Raw genomic sequence first — 18,584 nt, 5'->3', positions numbered from 1 at the left:
CTAATAATCGATCGACATCATTGAAAGAAAATAATCTACGATTACTTTCAGTTCGAGCTGGTTGAATTAAATCATGCTCTTCATAATATCGAATTTGTCTTGCTGATAATTCAGTTAACGAAATGACGATTCCGATTGGGAAAAGTGGTGTTGAGCGTCTTACTTGATCATTCATAGCAATGCTCCTTTCGTTCCTCTATTTGTATTTTATTTCATGTTAGAAAAACTGTCAACACGATGTTAGAAAATCTAACATGACTTTTTTTGATTTTTTATTCTATGCAGTATTTATAAAAAATTCTACTAATTCAACAAAAAAAATAATCTCCATTAGTTTCGAGATTATTTTAGATTATTAAATATATCGGTCAATATGAAAAAAGATCAGTAGTGAACAATTTTGGAAATAAAATTAGGATTTTTGATAATCGATTAATGAATAGAAATGTTAATCTGTTATGAGCAATATTTATAACACCATCAAACTCAAATCATTATTTATTTCTTTTTCATTAGTTTAAAATATTAAATACTAAATTCTTAGAAAAATTAATTTAAACTGATTAGTAATTTGTTATAAAGGATATTTAAATAGTTACTTAATGAATACTTATATTAATGAATGAGTTGATTGGAACGAAAGGATGCTCGACTCCTATGGGAAATGCGGAAAGGCTGAGACCCCGCAGGCTTGCCGAGGAGGCTCAGGTTTCGCCCCATGGAAAGCGAGCATCCTGTAGTGGAAATGAACATCAATTAACTTCCTTTACGAAAATTGGGTAGTTAATTGACAAGATTATTTTCTTATTTGTTACTTTTTTTCGCTAATAATATTGCGCCTATTAACAGCGCTCCTTTTATAATATCTTGTGAATAGTAAGGTACATTTAGCATAGTGAATCCATTTAAAAGTATTCCCATTAAACATGCACCTAAAAAAGTTCCAATTATATTCGGTTTCCCTTTCCCAAACATCGCAATACCAATATAAGCTGCGGTAATACTATCCATTAATAATGGTGTACCAGCTGAAACTTGACCAGTACCAACTCGACTTGCAAGTAAAATACCACCTAGCGATGCAAAAAGACCACTAATAATATAAGCATAGATTCGATACTTATTGACTGGTATCGCTGATAAATGTGCCGCCGTTTTATTTCCTCCAACAAAGAATAATACGCGTCCCCATGTTGTCTTCTCTAAAAAGAAATGTGTCACAATGATACAAATTACCATTATGATTACCGCAACAGGAATATTAAAAAACGAACCTTGACCAAGGTATAAAAACGAAGGAATAAAATGTCCCGTCGTCACTTTATTATTAATTGTCATTCCTTCGTAAATAGAAGATCCTTTTGTTAAAGTTAAGTGTAATCCATTTACTACAAACATCATTGCTAGTGTAACTAATAAGTCTGGTAATTTTCCTTTTGTAATGAATAGGCCATTAACTAAACCGATAATGATTCCAAAAACAATTGGGATTAATAAAGTGATCCATAATTCTTGTCTAAAAACGATTAAGCTATACGCTGCTGTGACAGTGCTCAAGCTTGCTGTAGAACCGACGGATAAATCTAAACCGTCTATGATTAAACTGAAAGTAACACCAATCGCTAATAACATAACGATTGAAATCGACCGCAAAATATCTGATATATTACTATAGGATAAGAAAGCATTTGACGTCATTGAAAAAAATAAAATGACAACTAAAAGAAGCAAAACCGCTCCATAGTCCAAAACCATTCTTTTTCCTTGTGTCTGTACCCATTGTGTCACTGTATCCCCTCCAATAACTCTCCATGTACGATTGTATAAATTTTGTCACCAATGATTTTTGCTTCTTCAATATCATTCGTGAAATAGATTACACTACCGCCATTTGAACAAAACTCATCAATGTATTGGAATATATGTTGTTTAGCATAAATATCAACACCTTTAAGTGGTTCATCTAAAATCAAGCATCTTAAGTTTGGTGATATCCATTTTGCTAAACTTACTTTTTGTTGATTCCCTCCACTAAGATGTACTATTTCTTTTTCAGTATCCTTTGGATAAATGCTAAGTGTATGAATTAATGATTGGGATTTCTCAATTTCAAGTTTTTTATTGATCCATCCCCTTTCATTGAACGATATATTCTCACGAATTGTATGATTTAAAAACAATCCTTCTTTCCTTCGATCTTCTGGTACAAAAGCAATCCCCAGTTTATTTGCTTGAATAGGAGATTTTATGTTATATGAATTATTTCCTATTCGTAATTCATATTGTTTTCGGTCTCCCCACAATGTTTTCGCTAAACTTGTTTTCTTATTTCCATTTGCACCATAGATCACGATGATCTGATTTTTATTTATTTTTATATTAATAGAAGGTTTTGAATCGCTAAGATGAATATTACGAAACTCAAAAGCTAGTTCATTGCTCTCTTTTACACTTTTTTCAAAAGAGAACTTTACAGATGACATCTTTTCAATGATTACTTCTGTCGATAAATTGAATGATTGCGCATGGTAAACAACTTCTCCACTTCTTAAAATAATGATCTCATCTGTATTTTTAATGAGTTCATCAATCGAGTGTAAAATGACAACGATCCCTTTGCCCTTTTTTTTCAAATCATTAAGAAAGGCAAAAAACTGTTGCTTTTCAGCATGGCCAAGTGAAGAAGTTGGTTCATCAAATAGAATATACGTTGCATCATTTAATAAGGCTTTAGCGATTAAAATGAATTGCTTTTCATAAATTGAACAGTCACTTACTTGCTTAAAATATGGTAAATTCAAATTCCACTTAGCTAATTTATTTTGAACAGATTCAACACTCTTTTTCTTTGAAAATAGAAACTTCTTCTTTTCTCTATTTATTGCAATCATTAAGTTTTCAATAACAGAAAGACCTTGCACTAGTCCCTCATCGACTTCTTGAGGGACATAGGCAATTGAAGAAGAATCACTTTCTGTCAATTTTCCAGTAGTGGGATGGATTCTTTTAGCTAAAATCTTCATTAATGTACTTTTACCAGCGCCATTTAAACCTGCTAACCCATACACATTGCCAGGTTTTATCGTAAAGTTAATATCTTTTAGTACCTCTGATTCTCCATAACTAAAAAATACATTTTCTAGTTGAATAGTCATCTTTATTTCCCCTTATCTAATTGCTCCATCCATGGTGATGTAGCTGCTTGTGAAGGTATCCAATTTTTACTATATTTATTTAAATCACTAACTTTAATTGGCTTAGTAGGTAAATCATTTTTTTCTACTAATTTAGGCTCTAACGAATAAATATCTGGTGTTTCTTCTCCAGCTATTTTTTGATATAGAAATCTAGATTGCACTTCACCAATTTCACCTGGATCACTCGCTGCTGTCGCTACCCAAGGAGAATTAGTAGCTTGAATTAATTGAAGATCCTCATCACTTAAATCAATACCGTAAACTTTAACATCTGTACGACCTGCTTGCTCAATTGCTTTTGTTGCCCCTTTTGCAAATTCATCCCATGTTGCAAAAATTGCATCAAGTTTCCCTTTAGGATACTTTTTTAATAATGCTTCTACTTGAGCTTGTGTATCAAGCATTGTATTACTACTAGCTTTTCCGAATCTAGCAACCTCTTTAATATTTGGATAACGTTTATAAAATGCATCAAGAATCACTTTTCGTCGTTCCATTGGTGTGAATCCACCTACCCAAATCGTAGCAATATTACCTTTTCCATTTAATCCTTCAGCTAATTTTTTTAAACTTTTCCAAGCTAAACTATAGTCATCTTGGTCAATTACAGTAACACCTGGAATATTTAAATCACTATCAAACGATACGACTGGAATACCAGCAGCTAAAGCATTTTTTACACCCTTTTCTAATGTTTCTTTTCGACCATGATCGATTAGAATCCCATCAACTTTTGAGTTTACAGCTGTATCTAAATTGGCAGCCATTTTTGATAAATCATTGTCGGCATTATACACTTGAACTTCTCCACCAAATTTACTAACTTGCTTTTTCACACCATCTATATACTGTGATGAAAATGTTCCAATTGAAAATTCCATAATGAGAGCAATTTTCGTTTTCTTTTTTACTGCTTCAGGTATTTCAGAATTACTACTTGTTGAAACTTTTTTCACTTCAGAACTTGCGCTTTGTGATTTCGTATTTGTAACTGCATTTTGTTCATTTGTACAAGCTGTTAATAGCACCGATGCAATTGAAAGTGTTGCGATAAGTTTTTTCATTCTCCATGCTCCCATCTTTTGAATGTTTCTTTAAAATCACTTGAAACAATTCCTTTTTCTGTAATAATCGCCGTAATTAAACTATTTGGAGTCACATCAAAAGCAGGATTTAGTACATCGATCCCATCAGGTGCAATTTGTACATTTCCAATATGGGTAACTTCCGTACGATCACGTTGTTCAATTATAATTTCAATACCAGTCTCGATTGATAAATCGATTGTTGATAAAGGTGCAGCAACATAAAATGGTACTTGGTAAAAGTTTGCTAAAATTGCTAATTGTAATGTTCCAATTTTATTGGCAGTATCACCGTTTGCAGTAATTCGATCTGCCCCTACAATAACTGCATCAATTTTCTTATTCTGTAATAAATAGCCGACCATGTTATCTGTTAATAATGTAACTGGGATGCCGTTTTGACTTAATTCCCAAGCAGTCAGTCTTGCACCTTGAAATACTGGTCTTGTTTCTGTTGCATACGCAGAAATTTCCCATCCTTTTTCTTTCGCCAAATGTAATGGAGCTAACGCTGTACCGTATCGACTTGTAGCAATACTACCTGCATTACAGTGAGTCAAAACTGCAGCGCCATCATGTAATAATGTTAGAGCATTTTCTCCAATTTCTTTGCATGTTGCTTCGTCTGCTAAATGTAATTTAATCGCTTCTTCCATGATGATTAACTTAGCTTCTGATACAGTCGTAGCTTCATTACTAAGTTGAACTAATTTTTCAACTGCCCAAGCTAAGTTGACCGCTGTCGGTCTTGCACTGATTAATTCATTTGCAAGTTGTCTGACTTGACGATGAAATTCTTCAAGAGATTCTGTTTCGATCTCACGCACTCCTAAATATAATCCATAGGCTGCGGCTAATCCGATTGCCGGTGCACCTCTTACTTGTAGCTTCACAATTGCTTCTCGAACATCCTGTAAACTATTTGCATCAAAATAATAAATTTCAGTAGGTAGTTTTGTTTGATCTAAAATTTTTAGACTTTCACCGTTCCATTGTAAAGATTCCGGTATTTGCTGTAATGTAGTCATTCTTTATATCTCCAATCCTGATAACAAATTTTTAATATTCCTAATTTTTAATCTATTCTTGATGCAATAAGCCCCAAAATGTAAGATTTTTTTCTTAACTTGAATTTTTAGATCGTGTTCAAGTGAATCAATATCCTCAACATGAGCTAGACCTACACTTCGTCTAATTAATTCACATCCAAATACACCAATTGCGTCAACCCAGTAACCTTCTATTTTTTCTTTTATTAATCCTAAATGATTAAACGGTCTAACACTATGCTGTTCCCATAATTCGATAAACTTTTCATTAAACGTTTTTTCAATTGCTAATATGTGTTCAACTATTTCTTCTGTTTGATCTGAACGACTGAAAACTTGAAAAATTAAATTTGCTTGTATTTGACCTAAATCAAATCCGATTGGACCTACAAACGCAAATTCTGGATCAATAATTTTCGTTTCATCTGCAGATACAAAAATACTACCTGTATGTAAATCGCCGTGTAATAGCGCTTCTTTTTTAGATAAAAAATCTAATTTAAGTTTAGCTACTTCAATTTGAAGGACTTCATCACTCCATAGTTCATGAATCACTTCGTTCAATTCCTCTTCATAATTATTTGTTTCACTGTCAAAAAATGGATCAGTAAAAACAAGATTTTCTGTTATATCACATAACTCAGGGTTATTAAAAAGAGACTCCAACTCTTTCTTCTTTGCAGGCGTTGTTCCAAAATCAGAAGTGAAAAATAATGATTTTGCTAAAAATTCTCCAATATGCTCTGCTAAAAACGGATAGCTTTTTTTCTCAATTAATCCTTTTCTTAAAATTTGTAAATGAGATAGATCCTCCATAACAGTAACAGCTTGATCTTCATCGTGTTCGTATAGTTTCGGAGAATAATTTGGTGTTAATTCATTGTATATTTTAGTAGCATTACTCTCAATCGTTGCGCGGTTTAATGTTAACGGCCAGCTTTCTCCAACAACTTTTGCATATGGTAATGCCTGTTTAATAATTAATCCTTTTTCACTACCTACAGGTGTAACTTTGAAAACTAAATTTAAATTTCCGTCTCCAATTTCAATACTTTCACATAGTTCATTTGTAAAGTAGCCTAATTTTTGTAGATATGTGACTGCAGTTGCTTCAGTTAAAGGTCTATATTCTTTTCTTTGAATAACCGTCATTTTTTTCATCCCCCTAATTTTCACAAAATAAAAAGCCTCTTTTCTGAGACGAAAAGAGGCAATCTTAATTGGCTTTCGTCTCTTATCTGCCAGAAAAATATCTTTTCTGTTGGAATTAGCACCGTGCCTTACTGAGCAATAAAGCTCAGGCGTAATCATACGCCCCATTTCACAATGGTATTATGGTCGGTTGCTGGGCATCATCGGGCCAAATCCCTCCGCCTACTCGAAATAAGAGTTCGCATATTAAATTTTATAATCGTATTTTAGTTTACATATTTTCTATTTGTCAAATGTTTTTTTTGACTTTTTTATAAATTTCTTCTTTTCTGTCTTCAAAAATAGGAATTGTACCGCGGATTTCATCAACTTTATTCGGATCGATTTCGCCGATTACTATTTCTTCGTTTGTTCCCCCTTTTGTCAGTACTTCTCCCCAAGGATCAATAACAGTTGAACCCCCACCAAAAGTGTTGGCTAAATCTTTTCCTACACGGTTGCAAGCAACAACATAGCATTGATTTTCAATGGCCCTTGCTTTTAATAAAGTCTCCCAATGATTCATTCTTTGAATTGGCCATTCAGCTACAAAAAATAAAACTTTTGCTCCTTTTTGAGAATGAGCCCCAATCCATTCCGGAAAGCGTAAATCATAGCAAACAAATCCTGCAGCAGGTAATCCATTCAAATCAAACAGTCCATCCATATTACCTGATTGAAGATAATGATGCTCATTCATAAGCTGGAACAAATGAACTTTATCATACGTTTTTATTAATTCTCCTGTATTACTTATGACAATTAAAGTATTGGTCACACCATTTTCTCTAGCAATTGGAAATGATCCTGCAATCAATGTTACATTATTCAATTTTGCGATGGAGCGTAATTCGGAAATAATCGTTTCCTGTTCACCGGTATGATTATTTATTTCTTCCAAACAATAGCCTGTCGTCCATAATTCTGGTAATACGATTATACTTACATTTTCTTTTACTGCTTCACTTATTTTTGATTTCATATTGCTAAAATTAGAAATTGATTCTCCTAAAATAACGTCTGATTGGATACATGCAATTTTAATCACAATTTTTCACCCTATTCTAAATTTTATAGACATTTTTAAATCGAGCATATATGATGGTGAAAGTTATTGCAACAATCGTTCATGAAAATCATTCGATTAAACAATGATCTATTTAACTTAAATATATTCTATATTTGGAGTGATTAACTTGAATCATAGTAAATTATTAAACAATCTACCAAAACAATTTTTTGCATCGCTTGTGCAAAAAGTAAATGAGTCAATTAAAAATGGTCATGACGTCATTAATCTTGGACAAGGAAATCCTGATCAACCTACGCCAGGTCATATTATAAAGGCATTACAACAATCGGTTGAAAATCCTATAACGCACCGATATTCTCCGTTTAGAGGGATGAGCACTTTAAAAAATGCTGTTGTTGAGTTTTATAAAAGAGAGTATGATGTAGATTTACACCCTGAGGAAGAAGTTGCAGTATTGTTTGGGGGTAAGGCTGGATTAGTTGAGCTACCACTTTGTTTATGTGATGAAGGTGATACTGTTTTAGTTCCAGATCCTGGTTATCCTGACTATTTATCAGGCATATCACTTTCAAAAACAATTCCATATATGCTTCCACTCATTGAGGAAAATCAATTTTTACCAGATTATCAATTAATTCCTCAAGAAGTATTGGATGCTAGTAAAATATTATTTATAAATTATCCAAATAACCCAACCGGAGCAGTAGCAACAGAAGCATTTTTTAAAGAAACTGTCGCTCTAGCAAAAAATAATAATCTAACTGTTTGTCACGATTTCGCGTACGGTGCATTTGGATTTGACGGTAAAAAACCATTAAGTTTCCTTCAAACACCTGGTGCGAAAGAGTGTGGAATTGAAATTTATACGCTTTCGAAAACGTATAATATGGCTGGATGGAGAATTGGATTTGCTGTCGGAAATAAAGAAGTCATCTCAGCTATCAATCTATTGCAAGATCATTTGTATGTAAGTATATTCCCTGCCATTCAAGAAGCCGCGGCCGTTGCTTTAACCGAATCACAAGAAAGTGTTAAAAAATTATTAGCACTTTATGAAGAACGTAGAAATGTGTTCATTACCGGTTGTCACGATATTGGTTGGGAAGTTACTGCTCCAGCAGGTTCTTTCTTCGCGTGGTTAAAAGTTCCAACTGGTTTTACTTCACAAGAATTTGCTGATTTATTGTTAGATAAAGCACATATCGCCGTTGCACCAGGAAACGGATTTGGAAAATATGGTGAAGGTTATGTTAGAGTCGGTTTATTATCTGACATCGATCGATTGAAAGAAGCAGTTACTAGATTAAAAGAACTCGAAATATTTTCAAAATTTAATGTTTGACAATTTGAATTGTTCATGAAATAATGCGATTAAGTTAAAAATTCAAAATTAAATATAAACTTTATTCAGAGTAGGTGGAGGGACCGAGCCCGATGAAACCCGGCAACCGGCTAGTTAATAGCACGGTGCTAATTCTCGCAGCAATTTGCTGACAGATAAGGTGTAGGTAAACCTCTCCTTAGTGAGAGGTTTTTTGTTTTTACTAAATAAAATTTTAGGAGGTTATACATTGAGCGGAGTAATCGCAACTTACCAGGTTTACGATAAAAAACATCATTTAGAGAAAAAAGCAGAATCAATTGCCCTTGGATTAACTGTTGGTTCATGGACGTCTTTACCTCAAAATGATCAAATACAATTACAAAAACATAAAGGTAAGGTACTTTCAGTTCGTGAAATAGAATGTGAAGATCATATCGCTAGTTTTCTAGGTACTAAACCAACTAAAGGTATTATTGAAATCTACTATCCTAGCTTGAATTTTTCAGCTGACATTCCAGCTATTTTAACAACGGTTTTTGGAAAATTATCACTTGATGGGGAAATCAAACTAATCGATCTAAATTTTACTGAAGATATTTTAAGTCTTTTCCCTGGCCCCAAATTTGGTATTAAAGGAATTCGTGAAAAATTAAATGTATATGACCGCCCTTTATTGATGAGCATTTTTAAATCAATCATCGGCAGAGATATACATTTCATTACGGAAGAATTAAAAAAACAAGCTTTAGGTGGCGTTGATTTAATTAAAGATGACGAGATTCTTTTTGACACAATCACTTCTATCACAGAACGTGTCATTCATGGAAAAAAAATTCTAAATCAAGTTTATGAAAAAACAGGTCATAAAACTTTATACGCTGTAAATTTAACGGGTCGTACATATGACTTAAAAGAAAAAGCTTACCGTGCTGCCGAGGCTGGTGCTGATGTATTTTTATTGAACGTATTTTCATACGGTATCGATGTTCTTCAAAGTTTAGTCGAGGATCCATCAATTAATGTTCCAATCATGGCCCATCCGGCTGTATCTGGTGCACTTACTGCCTCCCCTATCTACGGAATTGATACCGGTTTATTACTTGGAAAACTTTTACGTATTGCTGGAGCAGACTTTAGCTTATTTCCTTCACCGTATGGTTCTGTTGCTTTACCGAAAGATTCCGCATTAAAAATTGCAGAAAATCTAACAGAATCAAATGGTTTAAAAGAAACATTCCCGGTACCATCTGCAGGAATTCATCCTGGTTTAGTGCCACAATTAATTCGTGATTTTGGGATTGATCAGGTTATTAATGCTGGCGGTGGCATTCATGGTCACCCAGATGGTCCAATTGGAGGAGGAAATGCATTTAGGGAGGCAATTTCAGCTACTTTATCAGGTGTTGACCTGAATGAATATGCCCTTCCAAACACTTCACTTCAAAAAGCATTACAACTTTGGGGGTAAACAATAATGGCAATAAAGATTTTTTGTGATTTTGATGGAACAATTACTGAAGGAGATAATATCGTCAATTTAATTAAAGAATTTGCTCCCCCTTCTGCAAGAGAGCTAACTTCTGAAGTATTAAATGGCAATATTTCGATCCGTGAAGGTGTAGAAAAAATGTTTTCAACGATCCCGTCTACAAAAAAACAGGAAATGACTGATTATGTTATTAGTCGTACATTGATACGTGACGGTTTCAACGATTTTATACAATTTGTAAACAACCAACAAGTTGAATTGAAAGTTGTTAGTGGCGGATTAGACTTTTTCGTTCATCCAATTTTAAAAGATTATCTTCCCACATCAGCGATCCTATGTAATCGAACAGACTTTACAAACCAAAACGTAAAAATACATTGGGATTATTCATGCGATGAAAATTGTCAGAACGACTGTGGGATGTGTAAACCAACTGTGATGAGAAAGTTTAGCAACTCAGATGATTTTATTATTGTTATTGGAGATTCAATAACTGACTTACAAATTGCAAAAGAAGCTGATTTAATTTTTGCAAGAGACTTTTTAAAGGATAAGTGCGAAGAGCTTTCCCTTCCATACATTCCATTTCAAAACTTTAATGATATTCGATCTTCATTAGAAAAGGAGGTGCTTGTATGAAGGATTTCTTTAAACATTACGACGAAATACGAGAAGTAAAAAAAGTACTTGCCGATCGTGATTGGTTTCTTGGAACAAGTGGAAATTTATCAATTAAAGTGAATGATGAGCCACTACATTTTTTAGTTACGACAAGTGGCAAGGATAAGACCAAACATACTTATGATGATTTTTTACTTGTTGATGAACATGACAAATCAGTTTGGGATAACGCGAAAAAACCATCCGCTGAAGCCATATTACACCGACTAATATACCAAAACACAAATGCCAAATGTGTCATGCACGTACACACATTAGCAAATAATTTCATTACAAAGGATTTCCCATATCAGGATGAGTTATCATTTTCCGGTATTGAAATCATCAAAGCACTTGGTTTATGGGAAGAGGATGCAGAAATTACAATACCAATTATTAAAAACCATGCACATATCCCTACTTTAGCAAATGAATTTCTTCCACATATTAAAAATGATTCTGGAGCAGTTTTGATTCATAATCATGGAATAACAGTATGGGCTGAGTCAGCATTTGAAGCTAAAAAACAGTTAGAAGCTTATGAGTTTCTATTCCAATATGCTTTACAAGGAATACAAAAAAACACATTTATAAAAAATTAATGAGTTGGAGGAACGGAGAATGGCAACAATTTGGGTAGAAAAAAAGGATTATCATATTACAAGTGATGTTGAAGTAAAAGCATATTTAGAAGAACAAGGTGTAATTTACGAAAACTGGAATATCGAACAATTACATAGCTCTTTAAAAGAAAAGTTTACTTTATCTGATGAAGAAAAAGCGACTATTCTTGAGACATTTAAAACTGAAATTGATACGATTTCAACAAGACGTGGCTATTTAGCAAGTGATATTATTACCCTTTCCGAAGCAACACCGAATTTAGATGAATTACTTAAAAACTTTAATCGTGAGCACCACCATACAGATGACGAAGTTCGCTTTATAGTAAGTGGTCACGGTACTTTTATAATTGAAGGAAATGAAGGCTTCTTTCATGTTAACTTAAATCCTGGAGACCTCATTTCTGTTCCACCAAATGTGCGTCATTATTTTACGTTAGCTGAAGATCGTAAAGTTGTAGCCATTCGATTATTTGTAACAACTGAAGGTTGGGTGCCTATTTACGAATAATCGCATGAAAGAAAACAAATTGACTCATATCCTTTTTTGGATGTGAGTCAATTAATTTTCTTTTAAATGGTCATCTCGATAGTCGATATATAATGACCCATCAGTTTGTACTTCGACAAAAAACACATCTGAAATCGATTGGATTCCTGCCCTTTCTAACTGTGCATATAACCATTTTTTATCCAAGTTTAATTCAGTCAATGCATCTTCATTTACTTTCCCATCTGATACGACTACTGTTGATGTTGGAAATAACAGTGTCTTTTTCCATATTTTATTTTTTTTCGTTTTAATATCCTTTGTTTTCATAACAGAAAGACTTCCATCAATTTCAAAGATAGCGTATTCTACATCATTCAGTGAATAGATATTTTCATTTCGTAGCATTCCTTGAAATTGATCAGTATCAAGTCTAGCTTTCTTTAATGCCTCTTCCATTATCTTTCCTTGCCTTACTAGAATAATTGGCTCTCCAAGAATAAAACGTCGAGCGGTCTTAGATTTTAAGCTTATGTAACCCATTAAAATCGTATAAACCGTCCATCCAATTATACCCAGTATCCCATCTTTAATACTTAAAGTCTTTTCTGTAGAAACAGATGCAGCAATATTTCCAATTGTTATAGCTGTAATAAATGTAAAAACATCTAATTGACTGATTTCCTTCTTCCCCATTAATCTCGTTGATAAAAATAATACAAAAAATGAGCATGTAACTCTAAAAAAAACCTCATTAAAGCTCATTTATTTCATCCTTTCTCCTTCAAACAACTAAATTTCCCGTAATACCTAATCAACTTATTTTTTGAAAAAGAGGTGTAATCTATTCCTCTTAATGACTAAAAGCTTAAATTACATTAGTATAATCAGTCCTCATAATTTATCGATTATTGAAGAAAATATTTATATTCTTTGATAAATGAATATCTTATTTGAGGTGAGATTTTGAATAAAAAACTTACGCTAATCGGCTTAATTTTAATGGTCTTTACATCGGTATATGGATTTGGTAATATCCCTACCGCGTTTTATTTAATGGGTTATAGTGCAATCCCCTGGTACTTAATTTCGGCGTTAACATTTTTTATTCCATTTGCATTTATGATGGCAGAGTTTGGTGCTGCTTATAAGCATTCAGAAGGAGGCATTTATACTTGGATGTCTGACTCAGTTGGTCCTAGATTTGCTTTTATCGGCACTTTTATGTGGTTTTCTTCCTATGTAATCTATATGGTTAGTGTCTCATCAAAAGTTTGGATCCCTCTTTCTACATTCATTTTCGGTGAAGACAGGACGGGAATGCTTTCATTATTTAGTCTTACGTCCACTCAATCGATTGGAATATTAGCATTATTATGGATGATCATTGTTACTTATTTCGCTTCAAAAGGAATTGAAAGCATCAGTAAAGTTACAACGATCGGTGGAGTTGCAGTTTCGTCATTAAATTTAGTTTTATTAATCACTAGTATCATTATTCTCCTTTTTAATGGAGGAAAATTTGCTCAACCAGTTAAAAGCATATCCTCTGCTATTACTCAATCACCTAATCCTAATTACGTTTCTACACTTGCGATTCTGTCATTTGTTGTATTTGCAATTTTTGCATATGGAGGATTGGAAGCAGTTAGCAGTTTAGTTGATCAAACGGAAAACGCGGAGAAAAACTTTCCAAAAGGAATAACCATTTCGGCAATTATTATCTCGGTGGGATATTCACTTGGAATATTTCTGGTTGGGATTTTTATTAACTGGTCAACTGATTTAAGCGCAAATACAACAAATTTAGGTAACATAACTTATGTTTTAATGTATAACTTAGGTTTAGAATTTGGCAGAGCACTTAATTTTACAGTTTCAACTTCAAATAATATCGGAATTTGGTTTGCAAGAATAACTGGTTTATCAATGTTCCTTGCATATACCGGAGCATTCTTTACACTTATTTATGCACCATTAAAAACAATCATCAAAGGTACACCAAAATACTTATGGCCAACTAAATTTTCTGAAACGAATGAAAAAGGAATTCCAGTCAATGCAATGTGGGTTCAATTTTCAATCGTAGCATTTATTATTATTCTCGTTTCATTTGGTGGTCAAGGTGCATCATCATTTTTTAACAAATTAACTTTAATGACAAACGTTTCAATGACACTACCATATATTTTCTTAGGTATCGCTTATCCGATGTTCAAAAGGAATGACACGATTGATAAACCTTTTCAAATTTTCAAATCAAAAACGTCTGCTTTTTTCGCGAGTATCCTCGTAATTTTAGTTGTCGGTTTTGCGAACTTTTTCACTATTATCCAACCTGCTATCGAGGGTGATTATAGCTCTACGATTTGGATGATCGCAGGTCCAATTTTCTTCTCATTGTTAGCCTTATTAATACTTAGTCGTTCTAGAAAAAATAGTCAAGCAGATAAAAAATCCGCTTAAGGATATCGAAAATCATTACCAATTTTTAATATGAAAGTAAGCTTATTCGATAGCACATACTATTTGTGGAGGTGATAAAAATGGGTCACAATCAAAATCCACATGTAAAAAAGAAAAACAAAAATAAAGGGCAACCAATACCAGTTGCCGTAAATTCAGAAGGGTATTTTGCTCCTAGTAAATCAAATACTGAAGCTCTTAATGAAGTTAAAAATCAATAAAAGAATAGAATCTAGATATACTTACCGGGCATGATTTGAAATTGCTTCGAATCATGCCTTTTAATTCGTTTAAAAGTCGGCGAAAAACAAAAGCTTTATTTGCTCATAGAATTTGCACTTCTAACTAAATCTTTAATCGAATAATTTCCGGTTTCAGATGAATCAAGTAAAGAAATTGAATGATTAAGCTCATCTTTCTTCCAGCGAATTATTTTTGTATCATCCGTATCAGCTTCAATTATAACTTTTGTTCCGTCGTCTAATTTTGTCGTTTTTAATTTTTGAATTTCTCTTGAAAAAGTTGTTTTCTTATTGTAAGCAGTCTCCACATACATAATTACCCCTACTTCATTTTCGTAAATAAACACAGTTTGATCAACTTCTCCATTTTTATTTTTTTGTACATCCAACGAAACATTCTTTTCTTTAAAAGGTAATTTTTCAGGAACTATTAACTCTTTTTGCACATTTTTGGGAAGTTGATCTGCTACCACTTTTACTGATTTAGGATATTCTTTTTTTAATGTATCCACCGCATTATTGCGATTGGAACATGCAGATACAAATAGTATGAATAAAACTAAGCTGAAAGCACTGATTTTTTTCACGTAAAATAATCCTCCTTTTTTCTTTTTCAACTATTGAAAGCTTTAATCGCAAACAAAAACTGTCTGTATATCAGACAGTTTAAAAAATACCTATTCAACAAGTACAATTTTACCTTTACTAACATAAAGTAAGAGCTCTTCTTCTGATTCATTTCGATAGGTGTAACAAGTGAGGTCTTCAAATCCACCTTTCGAAAGATCATGAACAGTATTAACTAGCTTAAATTTATTCCCTCTGTACTCGATTTTTCGTTCGATTGATGGTTGCTCCATCAAGATTTGTTCTTTTGTTCGAAAATTCATCCAATTCACTCCTATTCGTCTCAAGACTAGTATAGCCGTGTTTAATGAATTTAGACGCTATATTCAATTTGTATCAATATATTACTACTTTGTATTTACTGATCGAATTTATGTCCTGAACCGAAACCAATCACATATCCATCTAAATCTCGAACAGAAAATTCCTTCCAAACGCCCCAATCAAATTCAGATAATTTAGGCTCTGAAACGATAATCGCACCATTTGTTTTTAATTCTTTGTATAATAGATCAAGTTCTTCATTATTATTTACATAAGCATAAGTATTCCAAGTCCCATTATTTGGTCGTACATCTTCTTTATTATTAGCTTGAATTAACTTAAATCCTAATCGAAAATCATCTCTAATTGCCCAGTATTCGTTTACCTCACACCCTAAACATTCTTCATAATACTTTTTTGAACTTTCAAAATCAGAAACTAGTAATACAGTTAAGGAACTTTCAATTTTGGCTTTAATTTTCTCAGACATTAGATCAGCAACCCTTCACTTATAAATGTTTTATCTATTCATACCACTTATTATTCGTTTCACCTCTACTTACCGAAAATATAATATGGATTTTACGCTTAAAGCGGCTACATCTTAAAAAGTTCGACAAGACATTTTATTTCTATTTTTTTAGTTCAAGTGCCGTTTTTAATAAATTAATAAAAATAATGGATTGCTCTTTCATTTTTAACTCTTCTATCGGAAGGATCGCACTGTCTAGTGCAAGACCATCAGCAAATGCAACAATCATGCGGGCTAGAATTTCACTCTCATATTTACTTCCAAATTCTTTGTTTTTTTGCCCTGCTTCAATTATTTCTGAGAAAATTTTAATTCCTAATTCATAACGTTCCTTACCATAACTTCTTCTACGAATATCATTTCTACTCGTAATAAAAAACTCTAAAATGCTTGGTGCTAAAGGGTCCATAAAATCATTTGGTTGTTTACTTTTCCCAAACAATCTTAGTAAAATTAAATCCCAATAAGAATCTACTTTTTCATTTAGTAACCCTCGTGTTTCTTCTACTGTTTTAGATAAAGATTCAGATAAAATCGCTTCAAATAATTCCTCTTTATTTGCGAAATACTGATATAATCCACCTCTACTTACTTTTGATGCATCCATGACATGCTTCATTGTAGTTCGTTCATATCCATTTTCGATAAATACTTGTTTTGCAGCATCTACTATTTTAGTTCGACGTTGCTGTTGGTGCTCCTTGCTGACTTTCGGAGACATCTTTCTTCCCCCGCTCTATTTTGTTTTTCGTTAAAATCCCGATTATTGAAACAAATACTAAAAGTGATGCCGTTATGATAAAAGTTGGTATGACACCGATTAAGGTAGAAAGCCACCCTCCTAATAATGGTCCAATAATTGTTGCGATTGTCGTTACACTACTAATGACGCCAAATACTCGCCCAGTTAAATGAACAGGCGTTTCAACTTGAACTGACGCTTGAAAAGGAACAAAAATTAGACCTGCTGCGAATCCCGCAATTAAACCTAACGATGGTGCCCAAATAATTGAATATCCTAAATCTAAATAAGTTAATATCCCTATCATACCAAAGCCCAGTCCAACTCCACAAACACCAATTAACATTAATGGATATGGACGGTAGTCTGTTTTCTTTGCTAAAAGTAAACCAGAAAAAAACATCCCTACTCCAGATCCAGTAACTAAGTATCCAAATAAACCAGGTGATGCTTTTGTAAGTTCTCTGAGTAAAACAATTATTTGCGAATCAGATAATTGTAAAATTAGTAAACTAAACCCTAAAAATAATAGACCTATTAACATTTGTGTATTTGATTTTATAAATCTAAAGCCTTCTATAAACTCGGCTTTAAATGAAGACTTCGATTCAGTTTCCTGTTTCTCTTCTTTTACTTGCTTCATTACTTTTGGTAAAAAGAAGATTAATATAGCAGAGAATATAAAAGATAACGAGTTAATGTAAAATACAGGAGTTGTACCAGCTGCCGAAACTAAAATTCCACTTAAAATTGGTCCTAATACTTTTGTAGTTGAATCGATCATCGATGTTAATGACATCGCACTCTTCATTTCAGAATTATCAACTATTTCTTTTAACTTCCCATTTTTAGCAGGAATAAAAATTGCTGAAAACAAACCAATCGTAAACAAACAAATATAAACCATCCACAAAGTATTTGCTAAAGCAAGAACAATAAATAATCCAGCTCGCACTATGTCAGAAAGTATCATTAAAGTTTTTCTATTAAAACGATCTGCAAAAGTACCTGCTACAGGACCTAATAAGGCCATTGGAATCGCTAAACATAAAATAATAAATGATACCTCAATTGGTGAAGCGTTCCATTTTAACCCAACGAGTGTAATGATTGCTACAATACTCAACCAATCACCAAGACTTGAAATTGCTTGTGCTGTCATTAGCGTTAAAAAACCTTTATTACTCACTAGTCCTTTCATATTAGCTCCCATCCCCTTTTAAAAACGACATTAATGTCGTTTTTATTTCATTATAACGACACTCGTGTCGTTATTCAATTCTTTTTTTTATTTTTTTCTGAACATTCTCATTCAATTGTTTATAAGCACTTATCTTCGTTTAAATTTATTCAAAAAACTAATTAAAAGTATATTTTTTTATTTTGATAGGTTCTTTCTCAAGAATATTTTATGAATATCGTTGGATTATCTTTTTCAAAATAAAAAACGAGCTGTAAAAATTACAGCTCGCAGTGTGTAGACAAAGTCTTATTTATCTGATTTTCAGACTGATTGAAAACGTTTGTCTTTCGAGGCGCGAAGCCTGGTGAGGAGAGGAGTTACCCTTAA

20 protein-coding genes and 2 riboswitches are annotated in these 18,584 nt (G+C 32.9%); of the genes, 7 read left to right on the top strand and 13 right to left on the bottom strand.

Annotated features, from left to right (window positions below):
• From B7R67_RS15215 to B7R67_RS15185, 7 genes are all read right to left on the bottom strand, one after another.
• Positions 1-175: MerR family DNA-binding transcriptional regulator (locus B7R67_RS15215; protein WP_142289573.1), on the bottom strand; the 175-nt coding region annotated here is incomplete at its 3' end.
• 629 nt (positions 176-804) lie between these two features.
• On the bottom strand, positions 805-1,755 hold the full coding sequence (locus B7R67_RS15210) for an ABC transporter permease (protein ID WP_088071841.1): 951 nt from the start codon (positions 1,753-1,755) through the stop codon (positions 805-807).
• 29 nt (positions 1,756-1,784) lie between these two features.
• Positions 1,785-3,155, bottom strand: a complete 1,371-nt coding sequence (locus B7R67_RS15205) for an ATP-binding cassette domain-containing protein (RefSeq protein WP_088071834.1) — start codon at positions 3,153-3,155, stop codon at positions 1,785-1,787.
• A gap of 2 nt (positions 3,156-3,157) precedes the next feature.
• The gene (locus B7R67_RS15200; protein ID WP_088071833.1) at positions 3,158-4,261 is read right to left on the bottom strand and encodes a sugar ABC transporter substrate-binding protein; all 1,104 of its coding nucleotides are present in this window, start codon (positions 4,259-4,261) and stop codon (positions 3,158-3,160) included.
• On the bottom strand, positions 4,258-5,310 hold the full coding sequence (mtnA, locus tag B7R67_RS15195) for an S-methyl-5-thioribose-1-phosphate isomerase (protein ID WP_088071832.1): 1,053 nt from the start codon (positions 5,308-5,310) through the stop codon (positions 4,258-4,260). Before mtnA ends, B7R67_RS15200 begins: the two co-directional genes overlap by 4 nt.
• Positions 5,311-5,313: 3 nt before the next feature.
• Positions 5,314-6,483, bottom strand: a complete 1,170-nt coding sequence (mtnK, locus tag B7R67_RS15190) for an S-methyl-5-thioribose kinase (protein ID WP_088071831.1) — start codon at positions 6,481-6,483, stop codon at positions 5,314-5,316.
• Between the two features lie 79 nt (positions 6,484-6,562).
• A riboswitch (SAM riboswitch) is annotated at positions 6,563-6,721 on the bottom strand.
• Between the two features lie 51 nt (positions 6,722-6,772).
• Entirely contained in the window at positions 6,773-7,567 is a 795-nt protein-coding gene (locus B7R67_RS15185; protein WP_088071840.1) for a carbon-nitrogen family hydrolase, read from the bottom strand.
• A 142-nt stretch (positions 7,568-7,709) separates the two neighbouring features.
• Between B7R67_RS15185 and B7R67_RS15180 the strand changes: the two genes are divergently transcribed.
• The 5 genes from B7R67_RS15180 to B7R67_RS15160 all read left to right on the top strand — a co-directional run bounded on the left by B7R67_RS15180 (position 7,710) and on the right by B7R67_RS15160 (position 12,162).
• Positions 7,710-8,897, top strand: a complete 1,188-nt coding sequence (locus tag B7R67_RS15180) for a pyridoxal phosphate-dependent aminotransferase (protein ID WP_407920402.1) — start codon at positions 7,710-7,712, stop codon at positions 8,895-8,897.
• 58 nt (positions 8,898-8,955) lie between these two features.
• Positions 8,956-9,059, top strand: a riboswitch (SAM riboswitch).
• Between the two features lie 67 nt (positions 9,060-9,126).
• Entirely contained in the window at positions 9,127-10,347 is a 1,221-nt protein-coding gene (gene mtnW, locus B7R67_RS15175) for a 2,3-diketo-5-methylthiopentyl-1-phosphate enolase (RefSeq protein WP_088071830.1), read from the top strand.
• 6 nt (positions 10,348-10,353) lie between these two features.
• A complete protein-coding gene (locus B7R67_RS15170; protein ID WP_088071829.1) occupies positions 10,354-11,007 on the top strand; it encodes a 2-hydroxy-3-keto-5-methylthiopentenyl-1-phosphate phosphatase in 654 nt (217 codons plus the stop codon).
• Entirely contained in the window at positions 11,004-11,630 is a 627-nt protein-coding gene (locus tag B7R67_RS15165) for a methylthioribulose 1-phosphate dehydratase (protein WP_088071828.1), read from the top strand. Before B7R67_RS15170 ends, B7R67_RS15165 begins: the two co-directional genes overlap by 4 nt.
• 19 nt (positions 11,631-11,649) lie before the next feature.
• The gene (locus B7R67_RS15160; protein ID WP_088071827.1) at positions 11,650-12,162 is read left to right on the top strand and encodes a cupin domain-containing protein; all 513 of its coding nucleotides are present in this window, start codon (positions 11,650-11,652) and stop codon (positions 12,160-12,162) included.
• Between the two features lie 51 nt (positions 12,163-12,213).
• Here the strand turns inward: B7R67_RS15160 and B7R67_RS15155 are convergent, their stop codons facing one another.
• The gene (locus B7R67_RS15155; RefSeq protein ID WP_088071826.1) at positions 12,214-12,906 is read right to left on the bottom strand and encodes a YetF domain-containing protein; all 693 of its coding nucleotides are present in this window, start codon (positions 12,904-12,906) and stop codon (positions 12,214-12,216) included.
• A 201-nt stretch (positions 12,907-13,107) separates the two neighbouring features.
• Here B7R67_RS15155 and yjeM point away from each other — a divergent pair, with 201 nt between their 5' ends.
• The gene (gene yjeM, locus B7R67_RS15150) at positions 13,108-14,607 is read left to right on the top strand and encodes a glutamate/gamma-aminobutyrate family transporter YjeM (protein ID WP_235822180.1); all 1,500 of its coding nucleotides are present in this window, start codon (positions 13,108-13,110) and stop codon (positions 14,605-14,607) included.
• 80 nt (positions 14,608-14,687) lie between these two features.
• Positions 14,688-14,828, top strand: coding sequence for a hypothetical protein (locus B7R67_RS22210; protein ID WP_158095125.1), 141 nt, complete (start codon positions 14,688-14,690; stop codon positions 14,826-14,828).
• Between the two features lie 95 nt (positions 14,829-14,923).
• Here B7R67_RS22210 and B7R67_RS15145 read toward each other — a convergent pair whose 3' ends face one another.
• The 5 genes from B7R67_RS15145 to B7R67_RS15125 all read right to left on the bottom strand — a co-directional run bounded on the left by B7R67_RS15145 (position 14,924) and on the right by B7R67_RS15125 (position 18,215).
• Positions 14,924-15,436: a hypothetical protein gene (locus B7R67_RS15145; protein ID WP_088071825.1), complete on the bottom strand. Its 513-nt coding sequence runs from the start codon at positions 15,434-15,436 to the stop codon at positions 14,924-14,926.
• Positions 15,437-15,526: 90 nt separating this feature from the next.
• Positions 15,527-15,739, bottom strand: coding sequence for a hypothetical protein (locus tag B7R67_RS15140; protein WP_088071824.1), 213 nt, complete (start codon positions 15,737-15,739; stop codon positions 15,527-15,529).
• Positions 15,740-15,834: 95 nt separating this feature from the next.
• The gene (locus B7R67_RS15135; protein ID WP_088071823.1) at positions 15,835-16,230 is read right to left on the bottom strand and encodes a VOC family protein; all 396 of its coding nucleotides are present in this window, start codon (positions 16,228-16,230) and stop codon (positions 15,835-15,837) included.
• 142 nt (positions 16,231-16,372) lie between these two features.
• Entirely contained in the window at positions 16,373-16,993 is a 621-nt protein-coding gene (locus tag B7R67_RS15130) for a TetR/AcrR family transcriptional regulator (RefSeq protein WP_088071822.1), read from the bottom strand.
• The gene (locus B7R67_RS15125) at positions 16,947-18,215 is read right to left on the bottom strand and encodes an MFS transporter (protein ID WP_088071821.1); all 1,269 of its coding nucleotides are present in this window, start codon (positions 18,213-18,215) and stop codon (positions 16,947-16,949) included. The genes B7R67_RS15130 and B7R67_RS15125 overlap by 47 nt, the downstream gene beginning before the upstream one ends.
• Positions 18,216-18,584: the final 369 nt, after the last annotated feature.

This window comes from Gottfriedia luciferensis, assembly GCF_002156865.1.
In the GTDB taxonomy this organism is placed as follows: Bacteria; Bacillota; Bacilli; order Bacillales; family Bacillaceae_G; genus Gottfriedia; species Gottfriedia luciferensis.
Note: the sequence above shows the minus strand (reverse complement) of the source record. Positions and strands in the feature narration are given on the sequence as shown.